The 15,829-nt window shown below is 36.8% G+C and carries 12 protein-coding genes and 1 pseudogene; 8 read left to right on the top strand and 5 right to left on the bottom strand.

What is annotated here, in order from left to right:
- Positions 1-93: 93 nt before the first annotated feature.
- A pseudogene (locus HMPREF9456_RS06170) lies at positions 94-732 on the bottom strand (3-keto-disaccharide hydrolase); the annotation flags it as partial.
- Positions 733-834: 102 nt separating this feature from the next.
- Entirely contained in the window at positions 835-2,253 is a 1,419-nt protein-coding gene (locus HMPREF9456_RS06165) for a Gfo/Idh/MocA family oxidoreductase (protein WP_006842624.1), read from the bottom strand.
- Positions 2,254-2,876: 623 nt separating this feature from the next.
- Between HMPREF9456_RS06165 and HMPREF9456_RS06160 the strand changes: the two genes are divergently transcribed.
- From HMPREF9456_RS06160 to HMPREF9456_RS06130, 7 genes are all read left to right on the top strand, one after another.
- Positions 2,877-3,599, top strand: coding sequence for an MBL fold metallo-hydrolase (locus HMPREF9456_RS06160; RefSeq protein WP_006842623.1), 723 nt, complete (start codon positions 2,877-2,879; stop codon positions 3,597-3,599).
- A gap of 114 nt (positions 3,600-3,713) precedes the next feature.
- The gene (locus HMPREF9456_RS06155; protein WP_006842622.1) at positions 3,714-4,364 is read left to right on the top strand and encodes an outer membrane beta-barrel protein; all 651 of its coding nucleotides are present in this window, start codon (positions 3,714-3,716) and stop codon (positions 4,362-4,364) included.
- Positions 4,365-4,370: 6 nt separating this feature from the next.
- Positions 4,371-5,291 carry a TolB family protein gene (locus tag HMPREF9456_RS06150; RefSeq protein ID WP_006842621.1) on the top strand — a complete coding sequence of 307 codons (921 nt, stop codon included), beginning with the start codon at positions 4,371-4,373 and terminating at the stop codon, positions 5,289-5,291.
- A gap of 4 nt (positions 5,292-5,295) precedes the next feature.
- A complete protein-coding gene (locus HMPREF9456_RS06145) occupies positions 5,296-6,174 on the top strand; it encodes a TolB family protein (RefSeq protein ID WP_006842620.1) in 879 nt (292 codons plus the stop codon).
- Between the two features lie 5 nt (positions 6,175-6,179).
- A complete protein-coding gene (locus tag HMPREF9456_RS06140) occupies positions 6,180-6,881 on the top strand; it encodes a porin family protein (protein WP_006842619.1) in 702 nt (233 codons plus the stop codon).
- 112 nt (positions 6,882-6,993) lie between these two features.
- On the top strand, positions 6,994-8,055 hold the full coding sequence (locus HMPREF9456_RS06135) for an AI-2E family transporter (protein WP_006842618.1): 1,062 nt from the start codon (positions 6,994-6,996) through the stop codon (positions 8,053-8,055).
- Positions 8,056-8,057: 2 nt separating this feature from the next.
- On the top strand, positions 8,058-9,224 hold the full coding sequence (locus tag HMPREF9456_RS06130; protein WP_026177040.1) for an esterase: 1,167 nt from the start codon (positions 8,058-8,060) through the stop codon (positions 9,222-9,224).
- Positions 9,225-9,264: 40 nt separating this feature from the next.
- Here the strand turns inward: HMPREF9456_RS06130 and HMPREF9456_RS06125 are convergent, their stop codons facing one another.
- Both HMPREF9456_RS06125 and HMPREF9456_RS06120 read right to left on the bottom strand, forming a co-directional pair.
- Positions 9,265-10,728 carry an alpha-amylase gene (locus HMPREF9456_RS06125; RefSeq protein WP_006842616.1) on the bottom strand — a complete coding sequence of 488 codons (1,464 nt, stop codon included), beginning with the start codon at positions 10,726-10,728 and terminating at the stop codon, positions 9,265-9,267.
- A gap of 163 nt (positions 10,729-10,891) precedes the next feature.
- Entirely contained in the window at positions 10,892-13,435 is a 2,544-nt protein-coding gene (locus HMPREF9456_RS06120) for a S9 family peptidase (protein WP_006842615.1), read from the bottom strand.
- A gap of 182 nt (positions 13,436-13,617) precedes the next feature.
- On the opposite strand from HMPREF9456_RS06120, the gene HMPREF9456_RS06115 reads away from it, so the two are divergent.
- Positions 13,618-14,559, top strand: coding sequence for a hypothetical protein (locus HMPREF9456_RS06115; RefSeq protein ID WP_006842614.1), 942 nt, complete (start codon positions 13,618-13,620; stop codon positions 14,557-14,559).
- Positions 14,560-14,627: 68 nt separating this feature from the next.
- Here the strand turns inward: HMPREF9456_RS06115 and HMPREF9456_RS06110 are convergent, their stop codons facing one another.
- Positions 14,628-15,389 carry an SDR family NAD(P)-dependent oxidoreductase gene (locus tag HMPREF9456_RS06110; RefSeq protein WP_006842613.1) on the bottom strand — a complete coding sequence of 254 codons (762 nt, stop codon included), beginning with the start codon at positions 15,387-15,389 and terminating at the stop codon, positions 14,628-14,630.
- Positions 15,390-15,829 lie beyond the last annotated feature (440 nt).

Genomic DNA, 15,829 nt, shown 5'->3' with positions numbered 1-15,829 from the left:
TGAGATACGAGATGTTTCACTTCATCCAAACGCGACAGAAGATAAAAAATATTTTCGGCACAACCTCTTTAATCTTTATAATTAGTAGGTTTGTTATTTCAGTTCTTTAATTTTTACATTTTTAAACCACACTTCATCACCATGATCCTGTAGTAAAATATTGCCTTCCGGAGCATTTCCAAAGTTAGGCCAGTTTGCGTATTTACTGTAAGCAACCAACGCATTCCACATCTGATTGTTACGCTCATACTCAACAATTTTAACGCCATTCAACCAATGTTGAACTTTATTGTCAATAACTACAACAGTCGCAGTATTAAAACCATTCTTGATAAAAGGTTTATCTGCCGATGCCGGAATCAGATCATACAAAGAACCTAATGTTCTATTCCCTTTTACTCCCAACTTTGCATCCGGGTGTTTCTCGTCGTCAAGTACCTGAAACTCACACCCGATTGCAGAACCCTCACCTTTATTTAAATCAGGATTCACAAAATATTTTATTCCACTGTTTGCACCCTCTGTTATTTTAAAATCTACTTTTAGTATAAAATTCTTATACTTACGGGTAGTTACGATATCGCCGCCATTCGTTGATTCGCCGCCACCGCTTTTCAGTACTTTCAAAATACCATTCTCTATTACCCAACCCTTAGATGGGAAAGTACTAATTCGGGCTCCTTTCCATCCTTCTGTTGTTTTACCATCCCACAATAATTTCCAGCCATCTCTTGTTTCTTGTTCGGTCAATACATTATCTTGAGCAAACAGAGACATCGTAAATAAACTTATAGCAACCGCTAATATATATTTCTTCATGTATGATATTTAATTTTATATTTTATAATATTGTTCCCAATCTTTGCGTGGAGGAATTCCAGTCAGCATTGCATTGGCAAACGCATTATTTGTTATTTGTTTTGTTCTGCTGTCGAAATAGAACTTCGTATTCAAGCGTTGAGCCATTACCCCTAAAGAGAAAACCTGACTTAATGGTCCATGAATTTCAAACGGAGAGCGAGTCTTTTCTACTCCTGTACATGCCAGTAAGAAGTTTGCGAAATGATTTGAAGGGCTCTTCGGTACTTCCGGCAATTTAGAAGCCATATCCCTAGCCTTGCTTTCCGGTATGATAGAAAGTGTAGTGCCATGTGAAGCTCCTTTGAAAATCAAGTCTTTACTATAAACAATCTTTCCCGGATTGAGAGACGTTTTCTTTATTTCACCTGCTCCGGATGCCGGAATATTAGGATCAAGGGCCGACTCTCCATATCCTTCAGGGATTGGAGGAAGGTTATCCACACCATCGTACCAGGTTATATCACAAGCCGGCATCTCACCTCTCGGACCAAACTTAAACTGAATTGTAGAGGATGTTGGGAAGAAATAGTCATTGTGCCCTGTCAGTTTCACCGGATTAATTTCGTAAGGTAGTCCTAAATCCAGAAACTCATGTACAGTATCCAAGATATGAGCACCCCAGTCACCTAAAGCTCCCATACCGAAATCGTACCAGCAACGCCATTCACCATAATGATATTTTTCGTTATAATCATGGTACGGAACTGCACAATTCCAAGTCATCCAGTCTAGTGTCGACGGAATCGGTTGCGCCTCTGGCAGCTTATAGATATTAGTATCCCATGTATGCCATCTGCGAGGATTATTCATATGAGCCACTACTGAAGTTACATCTTTTATTATACCTGCTTCCTGCCAAGCTTTGAATTGAAAGTAATTAGCCTCAGAGTGCCCCTGATTTCCTACCTGAGTCACCACATTCGGATATTTACGGGCAGCTTTCATCATCAATTCTGCCTCATAGAAAGTGCGAGCCATTGGTTTTTCGACATACACATGCTTTCCGTTAGCCATAGCCAACATTGTGATAGGAAAATGTGAATGATCCGGTGTAGCGATAGCAACAGCTTCAAACTCGTTTGCTATTTTATCGAACATCACCCTAAAGTCTTTAAACTGCTTTGCTTTAGGATATCTACCCATCACTTTTTGAGTATGCTTCGCGCCCATATCTACATCACATAGAGCAACAACATTCACCAAGCCCGTTTTTTCAAAGTCATCGATTATCTGTTCGCCTCTATTACCTATACCTATATAAGCAATATTCACCTTGCGATTTGCTCCCGCTACTCTGCTATAACTTGCTGCATTCAATGGGTTCATTGTGCCTACAGCAATACCGGCAGAGGTCATTGCAGCGGTTTTTAAGAAATTTCTGCGTGTTACCATGTATTATATATTTAGTTTTAATAGTCACCAAGTGTTATATAAATATAAGCGATACAAAATAAGGCATATATTTCTTAAAATCAAAACGTGTGTGCGAACACACAATTACACAAAAACCACAATAAACTAATATACAGAAACATACACAAACATGATTACAGCCTCATTTTTTATGTTTTATAACATAGAACCTTTATCCAGCTACAAGCTATATATCCCCCTTGCATTTCATTAAAGTTGACAACAAGGGTTATTTAAACATTGATTAATACAGATAATAAACAACCTCGCAGCAGAACTGACGAGATTGTTTAATCCATAACCTTATATTTTTCTCGGAATATAGAAATACTTTCCTTTGTACTATTAATAGGAATTGAAACGTTCAATAAAGTGTAAAAGAGTAACTCTCATCACAGCGAGACCGCGCAAAACATCTGCGATCTCAATACGATTATTACTGATTAAAGTTACTATTCATTATTAAAATTGATAGCTTTTAGAGTTTGTTTTTCGTAGCCTTTCTAATTGCAGGGAAAACTGTATTGCCAGAACAAATGATTAGAGTTTAGAGTTTAATAATAAACAACTCAGTAAGAAAAAAGAATTATTAATTAAAAGAAATGAAACTAACTTATATTTTTCATAGCGGCTATGCAATAGAAGGTGATAACTTTACTATCATTATAGATTATTACAAAGACTCGTCTGATATACCGGGCGAAGGTATCGTTTACAAAGAACTTCTAAAAAAAAAGAAAAAGTTATATATCCTTTGCACTCATTCGCACCACGACCACTTCAACAAAGAGATACTAAAATGGAAATGGGAACATCCAAATGTCATTTATATCTTTTCGAAAGACATTTTAAAATATAGGAAAGCTAAAGAGAGAGATGCGATCTATCTTGACAAATCGGATACATACAGGGACGAAACACTCTCTATCGAAGCTTTTGGCTCTACCGACTTAGGTATTTCTTTTTTGATAAAAGCCGAAGGGAAAACCACCTTTCATGCAGGAGACTTAAATAACTGGCATTGGAATGAAGAGTCTACCAAAGAAGAGATAGATGAAGCAGAAAGCTTTTACAAGAAAGAACTGGATTTACTAGTCGGCAAGATTAAACATCTCGACTTAGCCATGTTTCCTGTAGATCCTAGATTGGGGAAAGATTACATGAAAGGTGCTGAACAATTTTTAGATGCGATACAAACAAACCTTTTTGCACCAATGCACTTTGGAGAAGCTTATGATAAGGCAAACGCATTTGCTGAATATGCCGAAAGCAAAGGTTGTAAGTTTATAAAATGGCAGCACACGGGAGAAAGCTTTGAATTTTAGATATCTACAAAATATACTGAATTAATGACGTAATTTATTCTATTTTCATTAGATTTGTACATAACAATGCTACTGTACAAAACATTTGGATACAATAGGTAAATCCGTTACATTATGAAAAATATAATATCTCTATTATCGTTATTACTGACATTCCTATTTGCTTCTGCACAAGAGGGTCATAAGCTTAATGCCGGGATAGACATGTCTTGGGGAATGCATTATTTCAATAGTGAGAAAAACAACCCAACGGCTGTTGGTGGTAGCATAGGGTACGAGTATGATTTTATCTTTTTCTTCGGAGTAGAAGCCGGATTTCGTTTTGGTGGATTCAATCAAAAAGTAGGTTACGCAGATCCTAATATAGGACAAGGAGGGATAAGTGAAACCAACGGAGATTTCAAAGACATATACAGAGGCACATATTGGGCACCCTATATTGCCCCGAAATTATATTTCCCTATAGGTTATGACGACAAGAGAGATCGGGCTCAGTATCTGTATCTTGAAAACAGACTATCGTATACACGAATGAATTTGAATCTGGACAAGATAACCAACATGGAAGGATCTGCTCACAAATACAAACTTCAGTATGAGATTAGAGCAGGCTATCAATTTCCCGTAACAGAAAGATGGGCTATTAACTGTTGGTTAGGCTATAATACTTTCGATTTCTCAAAAATCAAACCTGAAGTTATTAAATTTAAGAACTCCACCCCGATACAAATAGGCATAGGATTCAATTATATCATAAAACAATAACGCCCCATGCAGAGAAATGCCCTCCTATTGATCTCTCTTCTGTTTTATTTGTTATCCATACAGGCACAACAAAATAAAACAACCAGTATTCTCGAAATATTGAATATTGAAACCGGTGAACGAACTAGGGTAAAAGAGTTCTCTTATCTGATAGAAGCGCCAAACTGGACTTATGACGGACAATGGCTTATTTATAACAGTGGAGGGAAACTTTGGAAACTCTCCCCTACTACTCCTGCCGAGCCAGAGGAAATATACACAGGTTTTGCAACTAATTGCAACAACGACCATGTATTGTCTTTCGACGGAAAACAAATAGCAATCAGCCACGGCACAAAAGAAGATGGGCAGTCACGCATCTATACATTACCCATTGGCGGTGGAGATCCTCAACTCATAACCCCGTTAGCCCCAAGTTACCTACATGGATGGAGTCCTGATGGACTATACCTAACTTATTGTGCCGAAAGAAAAGACAATTATGATGTTTATTCTATTCCGGCTAAAGGTGGTGTAGAAAAACGACTCACAAATTCGGACGGTTTGGATGATGGTCCGGAATACTCCCCCGATGGAAATTATATTTGGTTCAATTCGGTGCGCACAGGCCTAATGCAGATATGGCGAATGAAGATAGATGGCACGAAACAAACTCAAATGACTTTTGACGAAACACGTAACTCGTGGTTTCCACATATATCACCCAATGGTCAGCTTGTTGTATTTATTGCATATTACAAAGGTGATCTAAAACCTGATGAACATTTGCCTAATAAGAATGTCGAATTACGGATCATGCCGACTAATGGAGGAGAACCAAAAACATTGACAAAGCTATTTGGAGGGCAGGGTACTATAAATGTTAATTCATGGTCACCCGATAGTAAATATATTGCCTTCGTAAGTTATCGTCTAAACAATCAATAATAAAATGAATTATAATCCCGAACCGGAGAAAGTAACCAGTATACTCGAAATATTCGACATCGCTACAAACAAAAGTATATTAATAAAAGAATTTCCTTATCTCATAGAAGCTCCCGACTGGACGTCTGATGGAAAATGGCTTATATATAACAGTGAGGGACTAATATATAAACTATCTACATCGGGAGGCGAACCGCAATTAATAGATACAGGTTTTGCTAACCAATGTAATAACGACCATCTAGTTTCTCCCGATGGAAAAAGGCTTGCAGTAAGCCATCGCTCATTGCCTCAAGGGAGACCTACTGTTTTTATACTGCCCGCCGAAGGAGGTACTCCCAGACAAGTGACGCCATCAGCTCCGAGTTATCTGCACGGGTGGAGTCCTGATGGAAAATCACTGACATATTGTGCAAACCGAGAAGGAGAAATGGATGTATATACTATAAATATAAATGGAACAAATGAGACCCGTCTTACTTTCTCGGAAGGGTTGAATGACGGGCCGGAATATACTCCAAAAGGAAAATACATCTGGTTCAACTCAGTACGCACCGGATTGATGCAACTATGGAGAATGAAAACAGACGGTTCGGAACAGACTCAAATGACTTTTGATGAAGATAGAAACTCATGGTTTCCTCATATCTCGCCCGATGGCAAACATGTAGTTTATATAGCATACAAAAAAGGAGATCTTGAACCACATGAGCATCTACGCTACAAAAATGTAGAGATTCGCATAATGTCGGCTACAGGAGGCAAACCTCAGACATTAATAAAGCTTTTTGGAGGTCAAGGAACATTCAATGTCAATTCTTGGTCGCCAGATAGTAAATGCTTTGCTTATGTAAGATACAAAACAGAACTTAACTCTAAATAACGAATATGAAATCTATTAAACTTTTATTACTTGCAATACTACTTTTTGTAGGGAATTATATTGCGGCACAAAGCTCTCCATTCTCTTTTACTATCAATGCCGGAGGAAGTCTTTCAGATATGCGGATAAAGGGTAATTCTACCGATTCCAAATATGGATTCCGAGGAGGGGTAGGCCTGGAAATGAATCTCCCTAATAATTTATTTTTGCAAACAGGATTGGATTTTGCGATGAAAGGAGCAAATTCTAGTTCAATGGCAGTTGGTGATATTAACGGGGATGGCTATTCTCCTGATGTTTATATGTCAGAAGAAAAGGTGAGAGCTTCATATCTTGTCTTGCCCATTAAAGCAGGTTACAGACTAAACGTATCAAGGGAGGTATGCCTTAATTTTACTTTTGGCCCATATCTTGGTTACGGTATTGGTGGAAAATATAAAGCAAAAGAAGCTCTAAAAATGGCTCTACCGGGCGATAGTGAATTATCGAATGGTACTTATACCGAATATTCAGAGTACGAATATGACACTTTTTCAAGCGAAACACTGAAACGCTTCGACATGGGTTTGGCCGGATCTGTAGGAGTAGAATGTAAACGTATATTACTGAACTTTGGTTACGAACATGGTTTGATCAATTACTCCAGAGGCAGTTCTAAGTCATATAACAGTGCATTGTTTTTAACTTTAGGTTATCGGATATTTTGAACTCAGAGATAATACAAGACACGGATTTTATTAAAAATATTTTTTGTTTTATAAGATTCAATGCTGTATAATTATTTTATAGATTTGTAGATTAATAATTACACCAGAACAGATGGAAAACATTAAAGCTCAGTACTGGAAGTATTCCCTTATAATACTTATTCTTTTCATAGCCGTTGTCCTATTCCGAGAACTTGCACCATTTATGAGTGGGGTACTAGGAGCATCTACCATTTATGTTATGGTAAGAGGACAAATGAGATATCTTACGCAGAAAAAGAATTTGGGACGGGCTTTGTCTGCTATTCTTATTGTTATCGAGGCCATATTATGTTTTCTTATCCCCATTTCTGTGGCAGTATGGTTATTAGTAGGAGAACTGAACAATATAAATCTTGACCCGTCGTCTTACATATCAGGAATACAGCATTTCAATGAGTTAATTCAACAAAAAACAGGGTATAATGTACTTAGTTCAGAAAATTTAATAAGCGCAGCATCTTATCTACCTAAAATAGGTCAGATATTGTTAGATAGCGTCAGCAGTTTTATCATCAATTCTCTGGTACTTGTCTTTGTGCTTTATTTCATGCTAATCGGTGGTGAACGAATGGAGAAATATCTTTTCTCACTCCTTCCTTTCGATGATGATAATAAAAAGAGCGTTATACATTCTGTAAAAATGATGGTTACATCAAATGCTATCGGAATACCTTTATTAGCTATAATACAAGGTGTTGTTGCCACAATCGGATACATTATATTTGATGCGCCCAGCCCGATTCTGTTCGGATTCCTCACATGTTTTGCTACGATTATTCCATTAATCGGCACATCACTGATATGGTTCCCGTTGGCTGTCTATTTAGCACTAACCGGCGATTGGTTTAATGCCATTGGCTTAGCTATATATGCTCTGATCGTAATATCGAACTCCGACAATCTGATCCGTTTTATATTACAAAAGAAAATGGCAGATACCCATCCGTTAATAACTGTATTCGGTGTTATAATCGGTCTTACATTATTTGGCTTTTGGGGTGTAATATTCGGCCCATTGTTGCTTTCAGTATTTATCCTTTGCATTGATATTTTCAAAAGAGAGTATTTAGATGAAAAAGACACTGCAATGACTATTGACGACTATAAAGATGATGAAAACCTAAATTTATAAACATGAAAAGAACTTTTTTATTTACCATTACTTTAATCTTATCAATGGTATATATCCATGCACAACAGGCATTGGGTGAGGGTTCGGACATTATTTCCCCGGAAGTACACAGTAACAATACTGTTACATTCCGCCTATATGCTCCGAATGCAAACACGGTAGAAATCACCGGAGACTGGATTCCTCGAGATAACTGGAAGCCGGGAATGATAAGCCTTACTAAAGACGCAAAAGGGCTTTGGTCGTACACGACAGAAGCTTTACCTTCTGATCTTTATAGCTATTCATTTTTTGTAAACGGAGTAGAAACAAAAGACCCTAATAATGTATATCTCAATAGAGATGTAGCTACGGTATCTAATATATTTATAGTAGGTAACGGCAACGGAGATCTATATAAAGTGCAAAACGTACCTCATGGTTCGGTTACTCGTCGTTGGCACGACTCTCCCGGAAATAATAAAACACGCCGGATTACCATCTATACTCCTCCAGGATATGAAAGCGGTAAAGATAAATACCCGGTTTTATATCTACTACATGGAATGGGTGGCGATGAAGAAGCATGGATGGCTCTGGGACGAACCTCACAGATCGTAGATAATCTTATTGCTCAAGGCAAAGCTAAACCTATGCTTATCGTGATGTCGAACGGGAATGTATCTCAAGAGGCTGCTCCCGGAGAATCGAGCTTAGGGTTTTACAAACCTGTATTCCAGTTACCTCAAACGATGGATGGAAAGATGGAAGAAACATTCCCGGATATAATAAAATTCATAGAAAGCAATTATCGTGTCTACACAGACCGTTCGGAACGTGCTATAGCCGGTTTATCGATGGGTGGATACCATTCATTGCATATCTCACGATATTATCCAAATACATTCGACTACATAGGCTTATTTTCTCCTGCGATAAATCCTCCAAATAAGAATTCAAAAGTTTATGAAGATATTGACGGAACACTATCAGGACAAATAAATAATGGCTATAAACTTTATTGGATAGGAATAGGAAAGACAGACTTTTTATATAAGGATGTAGAAGGATTCAGAGCCAAGCTTAATAATATGGGTGCTAAATACACTTATGTAGAATCTGAGGGTGGACACACTTGGAGCAACTGGCGTACATACTTATCAGAATTTTTGCCATTACTATTTAAGTAATTAAAATATAGTATAAGCAACGGCTGTAAAAGATGAGATATCAATTCCTTTTGCAGCCGTTCGGCTTTTTTACCCACACGGAAAAACGATCCTCTTTAACAGCAAACTCTCCATAACCATAGGTATCTATAGTTATATCATATTCTACATTCCCAGTCAAGTCATACCAAATTTCGCCACTTCGGTGAGTGCCAACATTCATCATTTTACTTCCATCTTCACCATTGGATATGAGTAAAGCCAGACCTGAATCTAAATGATCTGTATCACCCAGTCTCACAAAACCAACAATAGCTGCATGATCGAAATAATCAACCTGATGACCGTATGCGTATTTATGCCTCGCTTTTAGTAGTGTATCTATCGTTTTTCGATGATTGGATATTTTACCATTCACACCATAATAGTCTCCATAAAAAATACATGGATACCCGTCTTTCATTAATAATATCAAGGCGTATGCCGATGGCTTGAACCAATCTTCAACCTCAGACTCTAACGAACTTCCTTTCTGCGAATCGTGATTATCAACAAAAGTCACACCTAACTCAGGATGCATAACAGACAAAGAGTCTTTCAATAGATTTCTCATATCATACTCTTTTTTCTTTCTGGAAGCATCGTATAGGCTATAATGTAAAGGCACATCAAATAGATCAATACTCTTATCCACTGCTTCCAAATAGTTATTTAAAGTATCTACATTACCACTCCAATATTCTCCTACTGCATAGAAATCTTCGCCTGTGTTCATTCTAACCCACTGGATAAACTGTTTGATAAACTTATCATCCATATGTTTAATGGCATCCAAACGCACCCCATCAAGATTCAGTTCGTTAGCTACCCATACTCCCCAACGGTTGAGTTCGGTAATGACTGCGGGATGATTCAAATCGATATCGTTGTACATCAAAAAATCATAATTCCCGTGTTCTAAATCTACCCCTCTACTCCAATTCTTATTGTCTCCTATAATGCGAAAAATACCACTTCTCCTTTTTATATCATCAAAGCCTACTCCCGAAAAGTGATACCAATGCCACTTGAAACTAGAATATTTATCTGCACGTCCAAGAAAATCATACCCCGTCCAAGACTGTATTTCAAACTCATCAGAAATGTCACGATTTCTTTCTTCAGGGTCTACTTCTCTAACTGTAAACTTTTCAGTATAATCTCCCTCCGCCTTATGATTCATCACAGCATCAAGGTATACCGAAATATTATATTTATGCAGCTCGGAAATCATAGACTTCAACTCTTCCTTCGTTCCATATTTTGTCCTGACCGTATTATTTTGAAAGAACTCTCCCAAATCAAAGAGATCATACGTTGCATACCCTTCATCTTGTTGCTCGTCAGCCTTGTAGGCTGGCGGTATCCAAACAGCAGTAATACCAATTTCATGCAGATGCCTGGCATCTGCACAAAGTTGCTTCCACAGTTTACCATCATTTGGTAAATTCCATTCGAAGTATTGCATCATCACTCCGTTTTTCATAATGTTATAGCTTTATCATGACATACCGAAAGGTAAAGTTACATAATTGTATTCCTTTAATACATTTCTAAACCAAGTAAAACAGTAAGCCTCTTTTTAATAAAATAAAAAAGGATACTGAATTTTCATCAATATCCTCCTTAATATCCTTCTAAACTTACACTTACTTATCCGGGTATAAGGCATTCCACCAAGCAGTATCCTCCTTAAGCCATTTGCTAAACCAAGCCATTATAGAATTATTCCATTCCACCCGCCTTTTATAATTTGCGACTCCATGATTTTCATCTTTTACCTGAATAAATTCAACCGGTTTTCCGAGTATCTTGAGAGCCGTATACATTTGAATACTTTCACCGATAGGAACATTTGTGTCCACGGTTCCGTGTGTTAACAAAAGAGGTGTTTTTATTTTATCAGCACTAAACAAAGGACTCTGTTTAACATATAAGTCCTGATTATTCCAAGGGTAGCTATTTGCACTAGCCCCCGAACTATATGTATAACCCCAATATCCTTCACCCCAATAACTACTGATAGAACTGATCCCTGCATGGGAAACAGCAGCAGCAAACATGTCAGTTTGAGTTTGAAGGTACATCGTCATAAAGCCGCCATACGAAGCTCCGATACAACCTATTTTCTTATCGTTCACATACGGATGTTCTTTCACAAACTGCTTCGTTCCCTCTATTATATCTTCAGCTGTACGCTTTCCCCAAGCATTAACATGAAGAGCCGAAAACTTCTGTCCAAAGCCGGTAGCACCACTTGGCTGCACTACATAAACAACGTATCCCTGTGAAGCAAATACATGACCGGGATATGGTCCTTCGAATGTACGGGATGTGGGCATAGTACCTCCATAATAATAAACAATCATTGGATATTTTTTCGTAGGATCAAAATTAGGTGGTAAATAGAACATTCCTGTAATCTCTGTTCCGGCTGAATTTGTAAAATTCCAACCCTCAACCTTACCTAATGTCATTTGAGATAATCTCTCTTGATAAGGGTCGGCTATCCGAATCGACTTCTGAGTCTTAAGATCATAGATATAACCCCTGGTAGAGTTAGATACGCTAACACCGGCGTAAATACCTAAAAGGGCATTCCCCGCAGTACTAAATGTACGAATAACTTCTTCGTCTAAAGGGAGTTTCGAAAATACTTTAGTCGAAAGGTTATAAGTATACATATTGACACAGTCTTTGTCTGTTGTGCGAAAGTATATAAGGTTATCTTTTTTATTCCAAAAATAGGCATCAATACTTGGGTTAAAATCTTTAGTTATCGGATCTATCTTTTTAGTTTCTAAATCCATAATGAAAGCCAAAGTATTATAACTATTCGCAACCTGCTCTTCCTCAATATTCAACCCTATTCCATTAAAAGCCTCTCCGGCTCCGGCAATAAGGATTTTCTTTCCATCAGGAGAAAACGATGCGCTATATGCAAAGCTGTCTTTTGTCCATAGAGTATCAACTGTCATAGTTGATAAATCCAGCTTAAACATAGAGTTTGTACTAAAAGGTCTGCTGGTAACAGTCTCTTCTGATATTGAAATCAATAATTGTTTCGAATCTTCACTTATATCATTCAATGCTGTAGAATGAGTACCAAATGTCAATTGTTGACTTAGCCCTGTAGCCAAATCATATTTATATATAAAAGACCTGTTTCCATAACCGGGTTGACGATCCTCGGGCGACCTTAAGAGCCTCAGATCATTTTTATTCTCAGCTTCTTTTTCAAGCTTGGTATAAAATAAAGTTTTTTCATCAGGCGAAAACATAATGCTTTCATCCGGTATGTTCTTTGCGAGTACAGCTTCCTGCAATGTTGCAGGATCTATTGTCCTTAGCTCTGAGCCTGAGTCATCTTTAGAAACATAAAACATTTTCTCGCTTTTGGGCATCCAAGCAAGCTGGCTCTTACGTCCGTCAGTATCAATTAAAAGACTAATACGAGTTTTTAGGTTATATAGCTCAGTAGTTGTAGCACTCTTCTCTCCAAATGTTTCTCTATAAGATAGTAATGCATATTGTCCTCCTGCGGATAAACTCACGTTTGTCACTCGTTTGCCCAGAAGCATGTCTGAAAAATTCACACTTCGATTTATAGAATTTGACATTGTAAAATTAGAGACAGAATCAGTTTTTTCATTCTCTATTTCAATTTTCAAAGTAGGGGGTACTTCATCTTTAGCCGAAGCCAAGAGTTTTATTACGACACGATTTTGTAGAGGATAAGGATTTATCGAAGCCGTTATATCTTTTTTGTCAGACCGGAAAGTTTTTTCTTTTGTTGTTTTTGAAGTAGCCAACTTACCATCAATGTATATCTCCAACATATTAGGACTAGTCACCCTCAATGTTCCCTTCGCATATCTATCTGAAGTAATATAAAATGATATCAATTGCAAAGAGAAGGCTCCATCCTGTGGTTTTTCAGGATATAAAAAACCATCACTATCGGCTTTCAAAGGCCTTACAAAAGCAGACTGCTCTGGTATTGACATCGACATTTTTAGCAAATCTGATTCAGAAAATTTTTCACCTTTGAGGTTTACACTATCAATCTTTAGTGGGTTTACGATCGCAACCGGAGGTGTGGTATATGCCTGTAATAAGCTCTCTTTTTTCTGCCCAAACAAAGTGACTGCGACAATCAAATTGAGCAATAGAATAATTGACCTAAACTTCATATCTTTATTTTTAGTGTTTTTATATACTACAAATGTACAAATTATAGAATGAGTTTATATCTCTTCACAAACCTGATTTTTGAAATATTCGATATTATACCTTTAACAAATTTGATTACTTTTTAATATTATATTTATTATCTTTGCGCGTCTAATGGTAAAGCCTAAACAAAACTAAGAAAATGAAATTCTCCTCTTATGTAATATCTAGTATAATACTTATTATCATATGCTTATCCTGCTCTGATGAATCTATAAGATTATACCATCCTCCGCAAGAAGAGCCTGAGCCTGAAATACCTGAATACTATTGGTTATTAAAAACAGTTACTTACCCTGAAGATAATCCGGGTTTTTCTTTTCGTTATAGTCAGGAATTTACATATACAGATAATGACTTGATGAAAACGATACAAAGTTCTAACATCAAAGATTCTGCAATAGTAATAGACTATATAAGCGACAGAAAAATATCATATTCCAGATTAATAAAACAAAGCGAGTCTACAATATATTATGATAGCTTGTTAGTCTTTCGTAATGATAAAAAGCAAGCTGAATATGCTTTACATGTAAGATACACAGAAAGAACATCAAACGGAAAGGTCTCAAAGCAGGTAGCTATCAACGACTCTACCACATTTATTTATGACGATGCGGGATATATCAAACAGCTTGATCATTATGATAAGACAGGCGTGACCTCATCTTTGAATTATACGGAAAACTACACTATTAAAGATGGAAATATATCAGGAATCACAACATCTAAAGGATACAGATTTGTATATACTTATGATGATAAAGAATACGCAGCACCATCGGACTATTGCTATGAAATGCCACGCAATACATTCAACATGGCAAGCACATGTTGGCTAATGGCAAGCCTTCCGTTTCTGTCGGAGCATATGGGGACAAAAAATAAAAACAATATTATCCAAGCAGAAATTATCCAAATGGAAGGGGAAAGAAAGTATGCTGATATAAAATACAATTATACTTTTGACGAAAACAACTTTGTTTCTCAAATCGTGATGTCTGGAACAACAAAGTATAACAAAACATTTGAGAATTATATAACTTCATTCTCATACATTAAAAAAGAGAAAAAGAAACAATAAAAAGTCGACTCTTCGGGCGGATAATAAAAATAAAACAGGATATTCACGATGAATATCCTGTTTTATTTTTATTGTTCTACTAAGAAACCGCCGTCAACAACATATAGCCCACCATTACAGAATGACGATTTATCACCACTAAGCCAAAGGACCATATTGGCAATCTCTTGGGGTGTACCCATGCGTCCCATACCTTGTTTTTTCACTTTCTCATCCAAAAAATCTTGTGTTATAGAATCTACAAACATTGGAGTTTCAGTAAAACCGGGAGCTACAGCATTCGCTCTGATTCCTAATTTTCCATACTCTACAGAGGCGCTCTTTGTTAGTCCCAGTACACCATGTTTTGTTGCCACATAGCCGGAATTTCCGTAAGCGGCCAATTGTGCCATTATAGATACAGTATTTACTATATTGCCACCGCCGCTCTTAAGCATTGCCGGTATTTGATAGTGCATTCCGTAAAAAACACTTGATAGATTGATCTGTAATATTTTATTCCATTGCTCAATAGGGTAATCAGCAAGAGGAGCAATAGGTCCTTTAATTCCAGCATTATTGAACGCAATGTCTAGCTTACCATATACCTCCAATGCTTTATTCACAAGATTCTCGTTGTCTTGAGCCTGAGATACATCTGTTTTTACAAATATAGCTTCACCCCCTTTTTCTAGAATTTCATCGGTAACGTTCTGTCCATCTCTTTCCGATATATCTGCTACAACAACCTTAGCTCCCGATTCAGCATATGACAAAGCTGACATCTTACCAATACCTGATCCTCCTCCGGTAACAATTGCTACCTTTCCTTCCAATTCTTTTTTATTCATAACTCTATTGTTTGTATTAATTAAATATTACGTTGAATAGCTTGTACTAAAGCACACTATTATTAGTTCATATATCAATATGAAGTAATGCAACGATATAAGTTAATCTTATACCTTGAGACCGATTAGTAAAAACTATTGCTTTTTATGTTTTGGTTTGTATTAAAAACGCTTAATATGAAAATAGGCAATTAAATTTACAATAAGAAGCATTTAATATAAAATTAAGAATAAATGCGTCAATTTAACACTCATCTATTGTATTAAAGAAATAAAAAAGCAGTAAAATTGTATATTCTACGGCTTCTCATATTTATAATGCGAGACATTGATTATCCGTCCTGTTATTCAATACCTTTTATTTAGTAGAGATTTATTCGTTTGATTTTCCATAAAAAAAACGCTGAAAATATTTTCAGCGTTTCTCCATAATATATTCA

Source organism: Dysgonomonas mossii DSM 22836, from assembly GCF_000213575.1.
GTDB classification, from domain to species: domain Bacteria; phylum Bacteroidota; class Bacteroidia; order Bacteroidales; family Dysgonomonadaceae; genus Dysgonomonas; species Dysgonomonas mossii.
This window is presented reverse-complemented; position numbering and strand designations above follow the sequence as displayed.

Coding starts and splice junctions, on each gene's coding strand:
- HMPREF9456_RS06165 (WP_006842624.1), bottom strand. CDS start 2,253: ATGGTAACACGCAGAAATTTCTTAAAAACCGCTGCAATGACCTCTGCC.
- HMPREF9456_RS06120 (WP_006842615.1), bottom strand. CDS start 13,435: ATGAAGTTTAGGTCAATTATTCTATTGCTCAATTTGATTGTCGCAGTC.
- HMPREF9456_RS06110 (WP_006842613.1), bottom strand. CDS start 15,389: ATGAATAAAAAAGAATTGGAAGGAAAGGTAGCAATTGTTACCGGAGGA.
- HMPREF9456_RS06140 (WP_006842619.1), top strand. CDS start 6,180: ATGAAATCTATTAAACTTTTATTACTTGCAATACTACTTTTTGTAGGG.
- HMPREF9456_RS06155 (WP_006842622.1), top strand. CDS start 3,714: ATGAAAAATATAATATCTCTATTATCGTTATTACTGACATTCCTATTT.
- HMPREF9456_RS06150 (WP_006842621.1), top strand. CDS start 4,371: ATGCAGAGAAATGCCCTCCTATTGATCTCTCTTCTGTTTTATTTGTTA.
- HMPREF9456_RS06115 (WP_006842614.1), top strand. CDS start 13,618: ATGAAATTCTCCTCTTATGTAATATCTAGTATAATACTTATTATCATA.
- HMPREF9456_RS06130 (WP_026177040.1), top strand. CDS start 8,058: ATGAAAAGAACTTTTTTATTTACCATTACTTTAATCTTATCAATGGTA.
- HMPREF9456_RS06160 (WP_006842623.1), top strand. CDS start 2,877: ATGAAACTAACTTATATTTTTCATAGCGGCTATGCAATAGAAGGTGAT.
- HMPREF9456_RS06145 (WP_006842620.1), top strand. CDS start 5,296: ATGAATTATAATCCCGAACCGGAGAAAGTAACCAGTATACTCGAAATA.
- HMPREF9456_RS06125 (WP_006842616.1), bottom strand. CDS start 10,728: ATGAAAAACGGAGTGATGATGCAATACTTCGAATGGAATTTACCAAAT.
- HMPREF9456_RS06135 (WP_006842618.1), top strand. CDS start 6,994: ATGGAAAACATTAAAGCTCAGTACTGGAAGTATTCCCTTATAATACTT.